The following is a 15,678-nucleotide window of genomic DNA, read 5'->3' as shown; positions in this document are numbered from 1 at the left end:
TCAAAGGACGAGATCGCCGCGTATAAAGGCCGCAGCCTGCGGCGTGGCTGGACGATCGAAAAAATCCCCGGCATTGGCATGCTCCAAGAGACGGCCATGGGCCAGGAACACGACATCTCCGGCAAGTCTGCGCACCTGGCCCAGATCGTGTGAAGCCATGATGATCTTGGTGCCCGAATGGGCCGTCGCAAGGATGATTTCCTCCACGAAGCGCGTTGCCGCCGGATCAAGGCTCGCGGTCGGTTCATCGAGCAGGAGAATTTCCGGCTGGCGCGCCAGAGCACGCGCGAGCGCCAGTCTTTGCTGTTCACCGCCCGACAAACGGCGCGCAGGCCTCGAAGCCAGCGCACTCAGGTCAACACTGTCGAGCAATTCCTCGGTGCGCTGGGCGCGCAGGCCGCGCGGGCAACCGGCGTGAGCAAGTCCATACGCAACATTCGCGGCAACCGAGCGCCGCAACATCACGGGCTTCTGAAACAGGATCGCTCGGCGTTCGGGGCCGGCATCGATCCGGCCACCCCAGCTCACGACCCCCCGCGACGGGCCAAGCAAGCCCATGCACAGCCGCAAAAGCGAGGTCTTGCCCGCCCCATTGGGGCCAAGAACAAACGTCGGCGCTCCCAGCCCGATCGTCAGGCTTATTCGGTCGAGTATGGTCGTCGCACCGGCGCTCAGCGACACGTCATCGAAGATAAGGGGAAGATTGCTTGCAGCAGCGCGCATTTCTAACCGGCCCTTTCCACGGCCCATACCCGCACGCCCCAGGCAGTGGCATTTACCAGCAGAATGAGGAGAATAAGGATGATGCCAAGCCCGATCGCGAGGGCAATATTTCCCTTTGAGGTTTCCAGAGCAATCGTGGTGGTCATAGTCCGGGTGAAGCCATCGATATTGCCGCCGACGATCATCACCGTGCCGACTTCGGCCGCGGCCCTGCCGAAGCCTGCAAGCAAGACGGTAACGAGGCTGAAGCGGCTGTCCCACAAAAGTGTCGCAACCCTGCTGGCCCAGCCGACCCCCATGGCGCCCAACTCCTCGCGATATTCGAGCCAAAGATCCTCAACTGTCTGGCGCGTCAGCGCGGCAATGATGGGCAGCACCAGAAATGCCTGCGCGATAACCATGGCGGTCGGCGTAAAGAGGAGACCGAGTTCTCCCAGCGGCCCTGACCGCGATAGCAGCAGGTAGACGCTCAAACCGACGACAACCGGCGGCAAGCCCATGAAACCGTTCAACACCACGACCATTGCCGTGCGGCCGGGGAAGCGGGTCAGCGCGAGAATGGCACCAAGCGGCAAACCGATAATCCCCGCAGCTACGACAGCCGTCAGGCTGACGGCCAGCGACAGGCCGACGATCGCAAATAGGGTGGCATCTCCGGATGCGATAAGCTGCCATGCAGTGAGTGTTTCCGACATGAGGCATCTTCCCTTATCGCAATTTCCGGCTTTTTTTTCCTGGATGTCAAATTATTGAACAATCGCGCAAATATGCATAAAAATGCAGGATGATCCTGCTGACCACATCCGAGGCTGCTGACTATCTTCGCTTGGGAGAGCGTAAGATTTACGAGTTGATATCGAAGGAGCGAATCCCGTGCAGCAAGGTGGCAGGCAAATGGCTATTCCCACAGCACGAACTCGACCGCTGGGTCCTTTCGGGGCTCGTGCAGCCGGCGGGAATGATATCGCTCGAACTGCCACCTATCTTGGGGGGGAGCCAGGATGACCTGCTGGAATGGAGCCTGCGTCAGTCAGGCTCGGGGCTTGCCACATTGGCGGAAGGCACTGAAGCCGGTGTCGCGCGGCTGCTGCGCGGAGAGGTCGCGGCCGCTGCGATCCATTTCCATGGCACGGTAGCCGATGCAAATGTCGATGCGGTAGCCGCCATGCCACGGCTTAGCGATGCGGTGCTGGTCGGCTTCGTCCGCCGCGAGCAAGGCCTATTGCTGGAGCCGGGCAATCCCAAATCGCTGAACGGTCTCAATGACGTCCTGACGAGTGGTGCGAGGATGGCCGTTCGTCAACGCGGTGCCGGAGCGGATATGCTGCTTGCTCGGTTGCTGGCAGATTTCGGCGCGAAGCACAGCGACCTCAATCGACTGGAGCCGCCCTGCCTGACCGGTCCCGATCTTGCATCCGCCGTGCGGAGCGGCCAGGCGGATTGCGGCATTGCCACACGCGCCGCCGCTCGCACCGCTGGCCTGGAATTCCTGCCGCTGCTGTGGGAAAATTTCGACCTGCTCATGCGTCAGCGAACCTATTTTCAGCCCTCCTTCCAGGCGCTGTTAGGTTTCTTGCCACAAAAGGCTTTTACCGACCGCGCCGTCGAGCTTACCGGGTATGATACAAGCCCGGCTGGCCGGATCCGGTTCTTCAGGTAGAGCGCTTACGCGTTCTTGAGATGGACAAAGGATGCTCGAACACCTTGACTGAGCATCGGAACCGTTAAAATGCGTGCAACTTTCGGTCGAAAGGGCAATGCGGCATCCGCTGGCTCATCCCAGATCGATCTCGCCTTCCACGACATGATTCAGGCCGGCGGCCTCCGACGTGATGACGGCCTTGACGATCAGCTTCCCTTGTCCTTTCAGACCTTTTTGCTCCACTGCCTTCTCTATCGCCTGTTGCGAGGTCACCCCGACCTGCTTGAGGAACTTGCGCATGGAGACGTTGAAGGGGTCGGTTTCCATATTCGTGATCATATGATTGCCTCGAACAGAGTGAACAGTAAGGTCGATCCGGCACTTTCCGTTCCTGGAACGGAGACCATCGCCAATCGAGCATGAATCCGATTGAGGTGCAATGAAGGCGATGCTCGCTATACGCTGCCTGGTGGCAGCCGCTTCCTTCCTCTTCGGCGCGACTGCGCATGGGGCGGAACTGCGCGGCCATGGAGGCCCGGTGCGTTCAATCGACATAGCCCCTGACGGACAGACAGCGATCACCGGCAGTTTCGATACCAAGGCGATTATCTGGTCGCTTGAAACGGGCGAGGCGCAGCAGGTGCTGCTGTTTCACGAAAGTCAGGTCGATGCCGTCGCTGCTTTGCCGCGGGGGCGTTACGCCAGCGCCGGGGCCGACGGCCGTATCGCAATCTGGGAGGCCGGACGCAGCACGCCGGTATCCGTGTTGCATGGCCATGAGGGGCCGGTTGTCGCACTGGCAGTCGCGCCCGACGGCTCTACGCTCGCTTCTGCCTCCTGGGATACGAGCGTGCGTCTGTGGCCGCTTTCCGGCGCTGCGCCGCGCATCCTCAAAGGCCACCATGGCAATGTTAACGCGGTCACCTTTCTGTCCGACGGAACGCTTGCAAGTGCGGGCTATGACGCAGCCATCATAATATGGCCGCCGGGACATGACGCTGCGCCGATGCGAATATCCATGCCGGGGCCACTCAACGCCCTCGTGACGATGCCGGGCGACCGCCTGCTTGCAGCAGGCGCAGACGGGACATTGCGCCAGCTCGACCGAAGCGGCGCGATTGTGGCCGAGGTCAGGGTGTCCTCCGGCCCCCTGATCGCACTAGCGGCTACGGCTGATGAGAAATACATCGCCGCCTCGGCCATCAGGGAGGGCATCGTGTTGCTCGACTCCCGCACCCTGAAGCCGGTTCACACCCTCGGCAGTGCCGGCGTTGCGCCGGTGTGGGCCCTTGCCTTTCCACGCCGTGCCCGGACGCTGCTGGCCGGCGGTGCGGACAACATAATAAGCGAATGGGATGTTGAAACCGGCAGGCGGCTTGGAACCTCAGCCGCGATCCAGGCCGATCTCATGAGCGAATATGCCGGCAATCCGGACGCCGAAGTCTTCCGTGCCTGCATCGCCTGCCATACGCTCGGCCCGGAGGACGGCAATCGCGCCGGACCGACGCTGCACGGCATCTTCGGCCGCAGGATCGCGTCGCTTGCCGGCTATCCCTACTCCCCCGCTTTCCGGCGGATGGATATCGTCTGGACGCCGGAAACGGTGTCGAAGCTCTTCGAACTGGGGCCAAGCATATATACGCCAGGGACCAAGATGCCGGAGCAGACGATCAACGATCCCGAGGATCGTGCAGCGCTGATCCGCTTTTTGCAGGCTGAGACCCGCCGCGACTAAACTCAACCGATTTGTCTGTCGTTGCGTCGCGCTCCCGCAAGTAATCCTCCGTCGTCCGTGGAGCGGGACGGCCCGACGCTTCGTAAGGATCGAACCCTTCATTCATGACGGATTCGACACGACAGTTGTCGCACATCCGCACGACATCGAGGCGTCGGGCATTCTCGCCGGAAAACATCCAGTGCTTGCCCCCCAGCTTGTCAACGATGCGTTCGACGGTACTTTTCGTTCCGAATGGCGTGTCGCATCGAATGCAATGGAACGGTTCTTCCTGTTTGATCACCCGGCGGGGCCTATTCCAGGCCTGGAAATCCAGTTGCGGTACCAACGCGATTGCCTTTTCTGGACAAGTCGCGGCACAGAGCCCGCACTGCACGCAGGCGCTCTCGGCAAAATACAAAGCTGGCCGCTCTTCACTGTCGGAGAGCGCGCCCGTCGGACAGGCCGATACGCATGACAGGCACAGCGTACAGGCATCGACATTGACGTCGAGCCCGCCAAATGGCGCGGCCGCTGGCAATGCCGTGCGCTCTACCGGCGTCGGAGCGGCCTCATACAAGCCGATCACCGAGCTTTTCAGCAAGCTGCGCTTGCCTCCGACCGGCAGGAATGTCACCGGCTTTCGCGCATCCGCTTGCGGCACCATCCGCCCGAGAACCGTTTGCAGATCATCGGGGTCGTCCGCTTCGATCACGCCGCAGAGATCGGCTCCATAACCCAGCGATTGTCCAAGAAGATTGGCGATGGTGACGTTTCTGGCTAGGCCGGTCAGGTCATGTTTCCCCCTCGCCGAAGAAAGGGCCCTGATCGCCACCGCTCCCCAGGCGGCCGGTGCAGTCCACGCCTCGACCCCCAGCTGCGTTATCTCATTCACACCGACCGGCAGCACATTCGCGGGCAGTCCCTGCCCGAAACGCGCCAGCGCATCGATAAGCGGCTCTCCATGACCTTCATCGTGAAACAGCACGATCGGATCGCTGCCGCCTACCCTGTGATAGGTGAGCAGGAGCGTGCGCAGGCGTCGAAGCAGGGCCGCCGCATCCGGGAAAGCATAGGCGGCGGCACCGGTCGGACAGGCGGCCGCGCAACTGCCGCAGCCGGCGCAGACATCAGCGTCGATCGCGACATGGTCGCCAGCGGGTGCAATCGCACCCGTAGGACAAAGGTTGATGCAGCGCGTGCATCCGGTGATGCGCGAACGCGAATGGGCGCAAAGATCGGCGGAAAAATTGATGTAGCGAGGTTTTTCGAATTCCCCCACAAGGCCGGCTGCCTTGGCGATCGCGGCAGCAAGGCCCGCGCGGTCGGCCGGATCCGCTCTCAGATAACCTGCCCGCAATTCATAGGCAGGAAACAGGGGAGCGCCGCCGGAAAGGTCAAGAACTATATCGGCATTCGATAGTGCGCCATCCCGCGGCGCGCCAAAACGCAGACGCTTGCGCGACGATGGCGATGGCATCGCGAAATCGTCGATCGTCAGTTCAAACGCGCCGAGATGACCGCGCGCGTTGCGGATCGTGCCCTGCACAACGGGGAAATCCCAGACGCGATGGGGCGTGACATCGTCCGGCCGCGTCAAAAGAACCGTGACGTTCATCTCGTCGGCAAGCTGCCGTCCAGCCTCGATCGCCGCTTCGTTCCGGCCATAGACGAGCACCACGCCGTTGCTCGCGAGCGTAACGCTGGTCGGCGAAGTGACCGTTTCCGCCGCCATCGCCACGAGCGCCGCGGCTTTCGGCCCGGCGGATGCCCCTTGTGCCGACCAGCCTGACGTCTCGCGGATGTTGACGAAAGCGAGTTCGCCCGCAAAGCCACGTTCCTGCGCGACTTCACGGAAAAGCCGTTCCTGCTGTGTGCAGGCTATCGTGATGTCGTCGCCTCCATTCAATGCGTTGCGGACGCGGTCGAGTTCGGCGCCGCAGAGTTGATTTCCAGATTGGATTTGGTCGCTTGAGCATCCACGGGCGACACTCTGGCCAAAGTCCGGCATGCTGCGTTCACAGGAACAAACAAAGACGGTGCGTGGTCTGTCTGGGATCATGCTCTTCTCCCCCCGCATCACGGCACCGCCCAACAACGGTGGCGCCTCCACTTCGGATGCATTATAAAGACATTAGGCTCGCCGTCATCAGAAATGGGACCGGCATCATGTTTCAGCACGCTTCGGTGATGGACCACGCCATCGAACTGCCCCCGCCCTACAACCTCGTCATGATGCGCGAGACCGGCGACGCTTTTGCACACGCTCGCGCCATTGCCGCCGAATGGGGAGCAGGGACGCTGGTCTGGGCACGACGTGACGATCTGGCAGAGTTCGCCGTCGTGCTGGAACCGGAAATGCCGCTCGTGCATGCACGCCTGGCCATCTATGCTGGGATGAACGCACTGGCCGATGCGCTTGCCACACATGCGCCGCCGTCACGACCCATCACCTTCGACTGGCCAGACGCGATCCGTGTCGACGGGGTCTTGGTCGGCGGCGGACAACTGAGCTGGCCGGCGGGAACGGGCGAGACCGAGACGCCGGCCTGGCTTATCTTCTCGACAATGATCCGCACCACGATCGTGCGCGTCCACGAACCGGGTCTGCAGCCGCTGTTCGGCGCACTGGACGAAGTGGGTTTCGAAGCCGTCAATACCGGCGAGATCATCGCCAGCTTTTCACGTCACCTGATGGTCGGCTTGGACGAATGGCACGACACCGGCTTTGCGCGGTTGGCCAGGCGATGGCTGGACCGCGTGTCGCCCGGAGGCCACAATGGACGGATCGCCGACAACGGGGATCTGCTGGTTCAGGCCGAACCCGGCCAGACTTCCCTCACGAGGCGGAGCCTGGCGCAGGCGCTTGCATCCTGTTCCTGGCTCGATCCCGCAACGGGAATGCCATGGCTTTGAACCTGCCGCGCACCATTCGCCTCGATCCGTCCGATACGTTCGTCTATTCGCGCGCCGCCGAGCCCGGCGAATGGGCGGTACCGGGTACATTCCTTTTCTTCGGCATCGACCCCGAAACCCTCGCCGGCAAGAAACGCCAGGCTTTTCGAGCCGGCTTCCTGGGCATCGAGAGTTTTGGCTGGTCCACCCTCGTTGTCGTGACGGAGGTGAAGGCGGAAGAACGCGCTGCGGCCGTTGAACGCCTGGCCGAACAGTTGGTCGCGCATTGCGGCGCCCCCGATCTTGAAACAGCGCGGCCGGCCGCCGAAGAAGAAATCGCGTTTGCGCAATCGCTTTGCGATCACCCGCCAAACACCATACTTGCCCTCCACCGCGCCAGCGAGCAGACTGGAATCCGGGAGGCGTTCCGTACCCTTCACCCGAAGGTGGGTCGACTGGATATGGCAACGGCCTTCAACGCTATCGAGATTGACGAGGAAAACGACCGGATGGAAGAGCTCGATATCCGGACGTTGGCGGGAAGGCACACGTGAAGGATTTCTGGGTATCTTCGGGTCACCATCTCCTCGATCGGGACGAGGCAGACCGGCTTATAGTGACCGACGCGTTCCTCAAGGCTTATCTCGCTCGCCCCGAACTGCTTCCGCCGGAAGGGGCGTGTGAGGTAGAATTGCGTCTGCACCATGAGCTTCTGATGCATCATCCGCGCCGTCCGGTCACTCAGGACGAGATCGCCGTCATGGGCGACCCGGATGCCCGCGAAAACTGGGCGTTCATGATCTCCTTCCGCGACCGTCTTCTTGCCACGCCCTCGCTTGAGTCCGCTTATCTGCAACTGGCGCTCGGTTCGGCAGCCGACACGCCTCCGCTGTTCATGAACCAGCTCGCGCAGGTGGTGCTGCGCAATGCGCTCGACGGCGAGACCGAGCCCGCGGTGTTGCGCGCCGCCGAGCTGTTCTATCGCCCACAGCGGGTAAGCTTCCATGAAGGAGCGCTGCTGCTTGCCGACGCGGAAACAATAGAAGTTCACGAGCATAACCGCCACACTTCACCGCTCTTGAGCATGCTCGGCGGGCCAGCCGTCACCGAACTCGAAATCCTGGACGAGACGAACGCCGATAGCTATTTTGACAGGAGCGATGCCTTTGACATGGTGCTCCGTCTGGGTGGCGCCCACAGCCCCGCGCGTCGCGGCCTTGCCGACGCAATGGAAGCCTGGATCCGCCATCTGGTCGCCGTCACGGTAACGATCGAACCGGTCGAGCGGATCGAAGACGACAACTGGGCATGGTTCGTCGGCCTTGACGCCGAGGCGACACGCATCGGTAATGCACTGTGGCGAGGCGAGGACCTCGACCCCGAAACGGCGGAGCGTATCGTTGCGTTGTTCCGCCTCCGCTTTTCCGACATTGGCGAGGTCAGGCCCCAAGTGGGTGCTCAACCGATCTGGCTGATCATGGCGATGACGCCCGATCGAATGATCCGCATGAAGCCGCAAAATCTTGTTGCCGGTCTGCCGTTGTGCGCTACGGCGCAAGCGACCTAGGAGCGCAGTCATGGTGCGGGAAACGGAAAAAGTCGGTGTGATCGTGGAGAGGCGAGACCTGGATAGCCCATGGGCGGATCATTCCTGGGTACCGGTCGCCGCGCTCGCGGGCGCACCGGTCGCGACACCATGGACGGTGCTCGAACAGACGACGAGGCTTACGCGCTATTATGCAGGGACATCCGACATTGAATTTTTCGGAACGGATACGGCGATGTACCGGGAGAACCTGCGTTCACAGCGGCCTAGCCTTTGGATCGCCCTCCGACTCACGGATTCAGCTCCGGGGATCGTAGTCCATCTGGTGACAGCGGATCCGGCTGAGGCCGAAGCTCTGACGGAAACCAACACAGACATTATCGAAGCCGTTGCGATGCCGATTGAAATACAGGAGCGCCTTGCCGCATTCGTGGAAGCTCATCATGTCGAGCGTGCGTTCGTCAAACGCAAGCGTGATCGGACAGATCCCGAAGCCATGGCAAGTCGGATTCATGGTGGCTCACAAAGCAGGACGACAAGGGATGAGTGACGGCAGCGACAATCATCTTGCCCGCTGGTCGCGCCGCAAGCTGGCCTCACGGCGAGAGCAAAAGCCGGCGGCCCCTGAATTGGACCAGGCATCGGGCGAGGTCGCCGAGAATAACGATCCGGTGGCCTCCTGTCCTGAGCGCAACCAGCGAGAGGCGAAAGCAGCGGAGCTTGAGGGTGTTGGGGTGGTCGAGCCCCTCCCGCACCTCGAAGACCTGACTGCCGAAAGCGACGTTGCGGCTTTCTTGAAGAAAGGCGTTCCGTTGGCGCTGAAGCATGCGGCGTTACGCAAGGCATGGTCACTGGACCCCGGAATCCGCGACTTCGTCGGCCCTTCGGAATATGCCTGGGACTTCAACAAACCAGGCTCGATGGGGGGGTTTGGTCCGCTCGACGCAAAGGAAACCGTGGTGGGCTTCCTGTCAAAAGGGGCGCGCGCCGTTGACACCCTTACGAAACCGGAGGCCGTTCCGCCACATGAACAACGCGGCGATGCCGTGCCGGATGCGGCACTTCCTGTCGAGGATCCAGAGAATTTAGCGACGGAAAAGCCAGCCACCGACGAGCCGCCGGCGATAGAGCCACCAGCTCTCGAGGCGTCAACCAATGTGAGCGCATCGGTTGAATTCAAATCTCACACGCATTCGCCGGACAAGATGAGTCCTTCTCAGCTTCCCGAGGCTTACTCTGGGCCCCGACATGGCGGAGCGATGCCACGCTGATCTGGTATTTGCCGGGATCTTATGTGGTAACCCGTCAAGGTCAGGCTGTTGCATTCGTTCGGTATCGGGTTACTATGAGAAACCCCCATTCAGGCAGCACGGTCAAGGTATGATGAACCCCGACTTGCTTTCAGATCAGGCCTGGGAACAGCCAGATGGAGCGGATGCTTCAATCTTCGGTGCAGGAACAGCTGTTCTCGATGACATCGACCAGGCCCGGGCGGACGAATACGCACTCCTCGCCTCACTATTGATCACCCCGCCGGACAGGGAATCGCTCGCCAGGCTTTCATGCTTGCAGGACAACAGCGATGCACCGCTCGGCCGTGCTCACATCGCACTTGCTCAAGCGGCAGCATCGTATTCGCACGATGCGATCTGTCGCGAATATTCCGAGCTGTTCATTGGCGTGGGACGCGGCGAACTCCTTCCCTACGCATCCTATTATCTCACCGGCTTCCTCAACGAGCGCCCGCTTGCGCGCCTGCGGGCAGACATGGCCCGTTTCGGTATCGAGCGCGCCGAGGGCAATTGCGAACCCGAGGATCATCTGGCCAGCATATGCGAGATGATGAGCGGCTTTGCCGGCAATCACTTTGCCGTCTCCCACGACGAGGAGCAGGATTTCTTCAAACGCCACGTCGAGCCGTGGGCCGGGCGTTTCTTCAGCGACCTGGAACACGCTAAGGCCGCCAAATTCTACCGGTCGGTCGGCACGGTCGGTCGGCTTTTCATCGAGATCGACAGCGAAGCCTTCGCCATGGCGGCACGGCAGAACGCATAGGCGCATGCCCGGGCGCCAAGCCCACTGAGGAGGAGGATGCCAAGATGCAAGACGAGCGACAAACGGCATTGGGCCGGCGCTACTTCCTTAAGGCATTCGGCGGCGCAACGACGACCGTCGTCGCGGCCGCGGCGCTCTGTCCCACCGATGCTGAGGCCTACGACCCGGGCGAAGAGGAGATGCGGGGCCGCTACCGCGAAACGGACCACGTCAAGGCCTACTATCGCGTCAATCGCTATCCTGAGCAGAAGTGAGGGTGCCATGCTTACGAAGCGCAAGGATCGGCAGGCAAGCCGCACGCATCTGCAAACCCTGACCGGAGGCATGGCAGCGGCCCCCTTGGACCGGCGGACATTCCTCCGGCGCTCCGGCCTTGTCGCCGGCGGCCTGGCGGCACTCGGTTCGTTCCAACTCGGCACAGTCAAAAAGGCCGCCGCGATCAGCCCCCCCCAACCGGGCGTGCCGATTGAACTCAAAAAGAGCATCTGTACCCACTGTTCTGTCGGGTGCACCGTAACTGCGGAGGTCCAGAACGGCGTGTGGACGGGGCAGGAACCCTCCTGGGACAGCCCCTTCAATCGCGGCTCGCATTGCGCCAAAGGCGCCAGCGTACGTGAACTCGTGCACAGCGACCGTCGTCTGAAGTACCCGATGAAGCTCGTCGATGGCCAATGGGAGCGTACCACCTGGGAGGATGCGATCAACGGCATCGGCGACAAGCTTCTCGAGATCCGCGAGAAGTCGGGGCCGGAATCCACCTATTGGATGGGGTCGGCGAAATTCTCCAACGAAGGCACCTATCTCTTCCGCAAGCTCGCCGCTCTGTGGGGAACCAACAATCAGGATCACCAGGCCCGTATCTGTCATTCGACGACGGTTGCCGGCGTAGCCAACACCTGGGGCTACGGCGCGATGACCAACTCGTACAACGACATCAGAAATTCCAAGACGATGCTCGTTCTTGGCGGCAATCCGGCCGAGGCGCATCCGGTCGCGATGCAACATCTGCTTGAGGGAAAGGAACTCAACAACGCCAATTTCATCGTCATGGACCCGCGCTTCACGCGCACGGCTGCCCACGCCACCGAATACGTCCGCTTCAGGTCCGGCACCGACATTGCGCTGATCTGGGGCATGCTTTGGCATATTTTCGAGAATGGCTGGGAGGACAAGGAATTTATCGCGCAACGCGTCTACGGAATGGATGAGGTTCGAAAGGAGGTCGCCAAGTACACCCCGGACGAGGTGGAAACGATCACCGGCGTGCCCGGCGAGCAGTTGAAGCGCATCGCCGAGACGTTCGCGACCCAGAAGCCCTCGACGATCATCTGGTGCATGGGCCAGACGCACCACACTGTTGGGACCGCGAATACGCGGGCGAGCTGCATCCTGTGTCTCGCTACCGGCAACATCGGCAAGCCGGGCACCGGCGCCAATATCTTCCGCGGCCACGACAACGTTCAAGGCGCGACGGACATCGGGCTCGACGTGGTCACCCTGCCCTTCTACTACGGTCTGACGGAAGGGGCCTGGAAGCATTGGGGGCGGGTGTGGGAGATCCCCTATGACGACCTGTTGGGCCAGTTCTCTTCCAAGGAACTGATGGAAACACCCGGCATTCCGTTGACCCGATGGTTCGATTCGGTTTCACTGCCAAAGGAAGACGTCGAGCAACCCGACATCATGCGGTCGATGTTCGTACAGGGCCACGCCAGCAACAGCATCACGCGCATCCCCGAGTCGATGAAGGGGCTTGCCGGACTTGAGCTGCTTGTCGTGGCCGATCCTCACCCCACGACCTGGGCCTCGCTCGCGGTGCAGGCGGGGCGCAAGGACAACACCTATCTCCTGCCGGTTTGCACGCAGTTCGAAACCTCGGGATCGCGGGTCGCCTCCAACCGAGCGCTCCAGTGGGGCGAGCAGATCGTCCCCCCAAGCTTCGAGCAGAAGGACGATTATCAGGTCCTGTACCTGCTTTCACAGAAGCTTGGCCTCGCCGAATGGATGTTCAAGAACATCGCCGTCGAAGGTGATCGGCCGGTACCCGAGGACGTGCTGCGTGAAATGAACCGCGGCGGCTGGTCGACCGGCTATTGTGGCCAGTCGCCCGAGCGGCTCAAGGCGCATATGCGCAACCAGCACAAATTCGATCTGCTCACCCTGCGCGCGCCGAAGGACGACCCGGAGGTCGGCGGCGATTATTACGGTCTGCCCTGGCCATGCTGGGGAAAACCGGAACTCCGTCACCCGGGAACTGCAAACCTCTACAGCACCGGCCTGCATGTCATGGACGGGGGCAGCCCATTCCGCGCCCGCTTTGGCGTGGAACGCAACGGCGAAACGCTTCTTGCCGAGGGTTCTTACACGGAAGGTTCCGAACTCACCGACGGTTATCCGGAGTTCACCATGGCCGTGCTCCAGAAACTCGGCTGGGATCGGGATCTCACCCCGGAAGAACTAGGCATCATCCAGACGATTGGCGATGATATGGGCGACATCGGCAAGGTGTCGTGGTCGACCGACCTGTCTGGCGGCATCCAACGCGTGGCGCTCAGCCATGGCTGCCACCCCTACGGGAATGGCAAGGCCAGGGCGCTTGCCTGGAATTTGCCGGATCCGGTGCCGATCCACCGCGAGCCGATCTATACGCCCAGGGTGGATCTTGTAGCCAAGTATCCGACCTATCCAGACGCCAAGCAGTTCCGCCTGCCCAATATCGGCTTCAGTGTGCAGAAGGCGGCTGTGGACAATGGCACCGCGAAATCGTTCCCGATCATTCTGACGACCGGACGCCTCGTCGAATACGAGGGTGGCGGTGAGGAAACCCGCTCGAACCGGTGGCTTGCCGAGTTGCAGCAGGACATGTTTGTCGAGATCAACGTCGACGATGCAGCCGAGCGCGGCATCAGTGACGGAGGTTGGGTCTGGGTCAACGGAGCGGAGAACGACGTGAAGGCAAAGGTAAAGGCTCTGGTCACCGAGCGTGTCGGCAAGGGTGTCGCATTCATGCCCTTCCACTTCGGCGGCTGGTTCCGGGGCGAGGACTTGCGAGCCAATTATCCCGAAGGGACCGACCCTTACGTTCTCGGCGAAAGCGCCAACAGTATCACCACCTACGGCTACGATCCCGTAACGGGTATGCAGGAACCGAAGGTTACGCTTTGCCAGATCGTTGCGGTGTAGCGGAGGAACGAAGATGGCACGGATGAAATTCCTTTGTGACGCCGAACGTTGTATCGAGTGCAATGCCTGCGTTACCGCCTGCAAGAACGAGCACGACGTTCCGTGGGGTATCAATCGGCGGCGTGTCGTCACCATCAATGACGGCAAGCCGGGCGAACGCTCCGTCTCGATGGCCTGCATGCACTGTACGGACGCACCCTGCGCGGCAGTTTGTCCCGTTGACTGTTTTTACACCACTGCGGATGCCGTGGTGCTGCATTCCAAGGACCTGTGCATCGGCTGCGGCTACTGTTTCTACGCCTGTCCGTTCGGCGCGCCGCAATATCCACGCGTCGGCAATTTCGGCTCACGCGGCAAGATGGACAAATGCACGTTTTGTGCGGCAGGACCGGAGGCCGACTCGACGGAGGTCGAGTATGCGAAATATGGAGCCAACCGGCTGGCCGAAGGCAAGCTGCCACTCTGTGCGGAGATGTGCTCGACGAAATCGCTGCTGGCTGGCGACGGAGTGATCATTGCCGCGATCTACAAGGAGCGTGTGACGCAGAGAGGCTATGGCTCGGGCGCATGGGGCTGGCATACCGCCTATCGGGAGACAGTGGACGCCTAGGGCATCCTGCAGCCGATAAAGTGATCTGAATGCAGATAAGATGATCTGGAACCTGAGGATGGAGCGCCATGCATCATCCTTTCACGCTCAGGAAGGACGCTTCGGCGCTTCGGTCGAACATCGGGATAGCCGGAAACGGGTTCCGTTTCGGTACGATGGTCCGGGAAAATCGAGATAGCGGGTGCTGCTTGGCGTCGCAGCGAAGTTGGGAGGACGGAGCAAATGCGGATCTGGAGCCTTTATCGACTGGTCTCGGCGGCGGTTGCGGCATTCATACTGGCTTTCGTCCTATGGATGGCGCCCGCCGGGGCGCAGGAGCGCGCACCGGTCAACAACCCCGGTGCGCAAGGGGTGAGCGAGCAGCAGCTTCTTGATGAGCTCGGCAAGATCCAGGGTCGGGTCACGATACCCGACCGCAAGGCCACAACGCTGCAACAACCTCAAGGTCGGGACTATCAAACCTTCGAGCGGACTGCTCTACCCTGGGTTGGTGCGTTCATCATTATCGGCACGCTGCTCTCCATCGCGCTGTTTTATCTCATCCGGGGCCGTATTCGGACACAGGCAGGCGAATCAGGTCAAAAAATTCTCCGGTTCAACGCGCTGGAACGCCTGCTCCATTGGACAACCGCAACGGCCTTCATCGTCCTCGCGATCACCGGTTTGAACTTGATCTTCGGAAAGCGCCTGTTGATGCCGCTGATCGGGCCGGAGGCGTTCTCGACCTGGTCGATCTGGGCCAAGTACGCGCATCATTTCGTATCCTGGGCGTTCATGCTCGGCGTCGTATTGATGTTGTTGACGTGGATCCGACACAATCTCCCGGACCGCTACGACGCAAAATGGCTTAAGTCCGCCGGCGGATTCTTCGACCGGTCGAACCAAAGGCATATACCGGCGGGACGTTTCAACACCGGGCAGAAACTCATCTTCTGGTCTGTCGTGGTGGGGGGGACTGCGTTGTCGGTCTCAGGCGTGTTCATGCTGTTTCCGTTCTCCTTCACTGACGTCAACGGCATGCAGATGGCCCAATATGTCCATGCCATCGTGGGCCTCATCATGATCGCTGTGATCATTGGGCATATCTATATCGGCACGCTCGGTATGGAAGGTGCCTGGCAGGCAATGGGCTCTGGTTCGGTGGACCTGAACTGGGCCAAGGAACATCACAGCGCCTGGGTGGAAGAGCAGCAAGGCAAGACCGGTGCCCGGACACCGCCGCATACTGCCGCTGAGCCGGCGGAATAGACCAGCCATATTCGCACCCGAACGGCGATCTGCGTATCGCGCGTCGTGGCAGAGTTGCGCCA

The 15,678-nt window shown here is 61.3% G+C and carries 16 protein-coding genes; 12 read left to right on the top strand and 4 right to left on the bottom strand.

Features of this window, described 5'->3' with window-relative positions; translation table 11 throughout:
* Both CN933_RS30355 and CN933_RS30350 read right to left on the bottom strand, forming a co-directional pair.
* Complete coding sequence (locus CN933_RS30355; RefSeq protein ID WP_102763343.1) at window positions 1–723, bottom strand: ATP-binding cassette domain-containing protein; 723 nt, start codon at window positions 721–723, stop codon at window positions 1–3.
* Window positions 724–725: 2 nt separating this feature from the next.
* A complete protein-coding gene (locus tag CN933_RS30350) occupies window positions 726–1,418 on the bottom strand; it encodes an ABC transporter permease (protein WP_102763342.1) in 693 nt (230 codons plus the stop codon).
* An 89-nt stretch (window positions 1,419–1,507) separates the two neighbouring features.
* On the opposite strand from CN933_RS30350, the gene CN933_RS30345 reads away from it, so the two are divergent.
* Window positions 1,508–2,383 carry a substrate-binding domain-containing protein gene (locus CN933_RS30345; protein WP_102763341.1) on the top strand — a complete coding sequence of 292 codons (876 nt, stop codon included), beginning with the start codon at window positions 1,508–1,510 and terminating at the stop codon, window positions 2,381–2,383.
* 114 nt (window positions 2,384–2,497) lie between these two features.
* Here the strand turns inward: CN933_RS30345 and CN933_RS30340 are convergent, their stop codons facing one another.
* A complete protein-coding gene (locus CN933_RS30340; RefSeq protein WP_018099301.1) occupies window positions 2,498–2,704 on the bottom strand; it encodes a DUF6494 family protein in 207 nt (68 codons plus the stop codon).
* A 100-nt stretch (window positions 2,705–2,804) separates the two neighbouring features.
* Here CN933_RS30340 and CN933_RS30335 point away from each other — a divergent pair, with 100 nt between their 5' ends.
* Window positions 2,805–4,100, top strand: a complete 1,296-nt coding sequence (locus CN933_RS30335; RefSeq protein ID WP_102763340.1) for a hypothetical protein — start codon at window positions 2,805–2,807, stop codon at window positions 4,098–4,100.
* Here CN933_RS30335 and CN933_RS30330 read toward each other — a convergent pair.
* Complete coding sequence (locus tag CN933_RS30330) at window positions 4,036–6,090, bottom strand: 4Fe-4S binding protein (protein WP_102763339.1); 2,055 nt, start codon at window positions 6,088–6,090, stop codon at window positions 4,036–4,038. The genes CN933_RS30335 and CN933_RS30330 overlap by 65 nt on opposite strands.
* A gap of 158 nt (window positions 6,091–6,248) precedes the next feature.
* Between CN933_RS30330 and CN933_RS30325 the strand changes: the two genes are divergently transcribed.
* The 10 genes from CN933_RS30325 to CN933_RS30280 all read left to right on the top strand — a co-directional run bounded on the left by CN933_RS30325 (window position 6,249) and on the right by CN933_RS30280 (window position 15,616).
* Complete coding sequence (locus CN933_RS30325; RefSeq protein WP_102763379.1) at window positions 6,249–6,995, top strand: biotin/lipoate--protein ligase family protein; 747 nt, start codon at window positions 6,249–6,251, stop codon at window positions 6,993–6,995.
* Window positions 6,986–7,528, top strand: a complete 543-nt coding sequence (locus CN933_RS30320; RefSeq protein ID WP_102763338.1) for a DUF6505 family protein — start codon at window positions 6,986–6,988, stop codon at window positions 7,526–7,528. The genes CN933_RS30325 and CN933_RS30320 overlap by 10 nt, the downstream gene beginning before the upstream one ends.
* A complete protein-coding gene (locus tag CN933_RS30315) occupies window positions 7,525–8,541 on the top strand; it encodes a DUF6352 family protein (RefSeq protein WP_102763337.1) in 1,017 nt (338 codons plus the stop codon). The genes CN933_RS30320 and CN933_RS30315 overlap by 4 nt, the downstream gene beginning before the upstream one ends.
* 10 nt (window positions 8,542–8,551) lie before the next feature.
* A complete protein-coding gene (locus CN933_RS30310; protein WP_102763336.1) occupies window positions 8,552–9,070 on the top strand; it encodes a DUF3305 domain-containing protein in 519 nt (172 codons plus the stop codon).
* The gene (locus CN933_RS30305; RefSeq protein WP_102763335.1) at window positions 9,063–9,791 is read left to right on the top strand and encodes a DUF3306 domain-containing protein; all 729 of its coding nucleotides are present in this window, start codon (window positions 9,063–9,065) and stop codon (window positions 9,789–9,791) included. The genes CN933_RS30310 and CN933_RS30305 overlap by 8 nt, the downstream gene beginning before the upstream one ends.
* Window positions 9,769–10,575: a TorD/DmsD family molecular chaperone gene (locus CN933_RS30300; RefSeq protein ID WP_245425227.1), complete on the top strand. Its 807-nt coding sequence runs from the start codon at window positions 9,769–9,771 to the stop codon at window positions 10,573–10,575. Before CN933_RS30305 ends, CN933_RS30300 begins: the two co-directional genes overlap by 23 nt.
* Before the next feature lie 44 nt (window positions 10,576–10,619).
* Window positions 10,620–10,829, top strand: a complete 210-nt coding sequence (locus CN933_RS30295) for a formate dehydrogenase (RefSeq protein WP_018099292.1) — start codon at window positions 10,620–10,622, stop codon at window positions 10,827–10,829.
* A 7-nt stretch (window positions 10,830–10,836) separates the two neighbouring features.
* The gene (locus CN933_RS30290) at window positions 10,837–13,758 is read left to right on the top strand and encodes a formate dehydrogenase subunit alpha (protein ID WP_102763334.1); all 2,922 of its coding nucleotides are present in this window, start codon (window positions 10,837–10,839) and stop codon (window positions 13,756–13,758) included.
* Between the two features lie 13 nt (window positions 13,759–13,771).
* Window positions 13,772–14,368, top strand: a complete 597-nt coding sequence (gene fdh3B / locus CN933_RS30285) for a formate dehydrogenase FDH3 subunit beta (RefSeq protein WP_102763333.1) — start codon at window positions 13,772–13,774, stop codon at window positions 14,366–14,368.
* A 222-nt stretch (window positions 14,369–14,590) separates the two neighbouring features.
* The gene (locus CN933_RS30280; RefSeq protein WP_102763332.1) at window positions 14,591–15,616 is read left to right on the top strand and encodes a formate dehydrogenase subunit gamma; all 1,026 of its coding nucleotides are present in this window, start codon (window positions 14,591–14,593) and stop codon (window positions 15,614–15,616) included.
* The last annotated feature ends 62 nt before the right edge of the window (window positions 15,617–15,678 follow it).

This window comes from Sinorhizobium sp. M4_45 (assembly GCF_002885915.1).
GTDB classification, from domain to species: Bacteria; Pseudomonadota; Alphaproteobacteria; order Rhizobiales; family Rhizobiaceae; genus Sinorhizobium; species Sinorhizobium meliloti_A.
The sequence above is the reverse complement of the archived record's forward strand: the minus strand, read 5'-3'. Positions and strand labels throughout refer to the sequence as shown.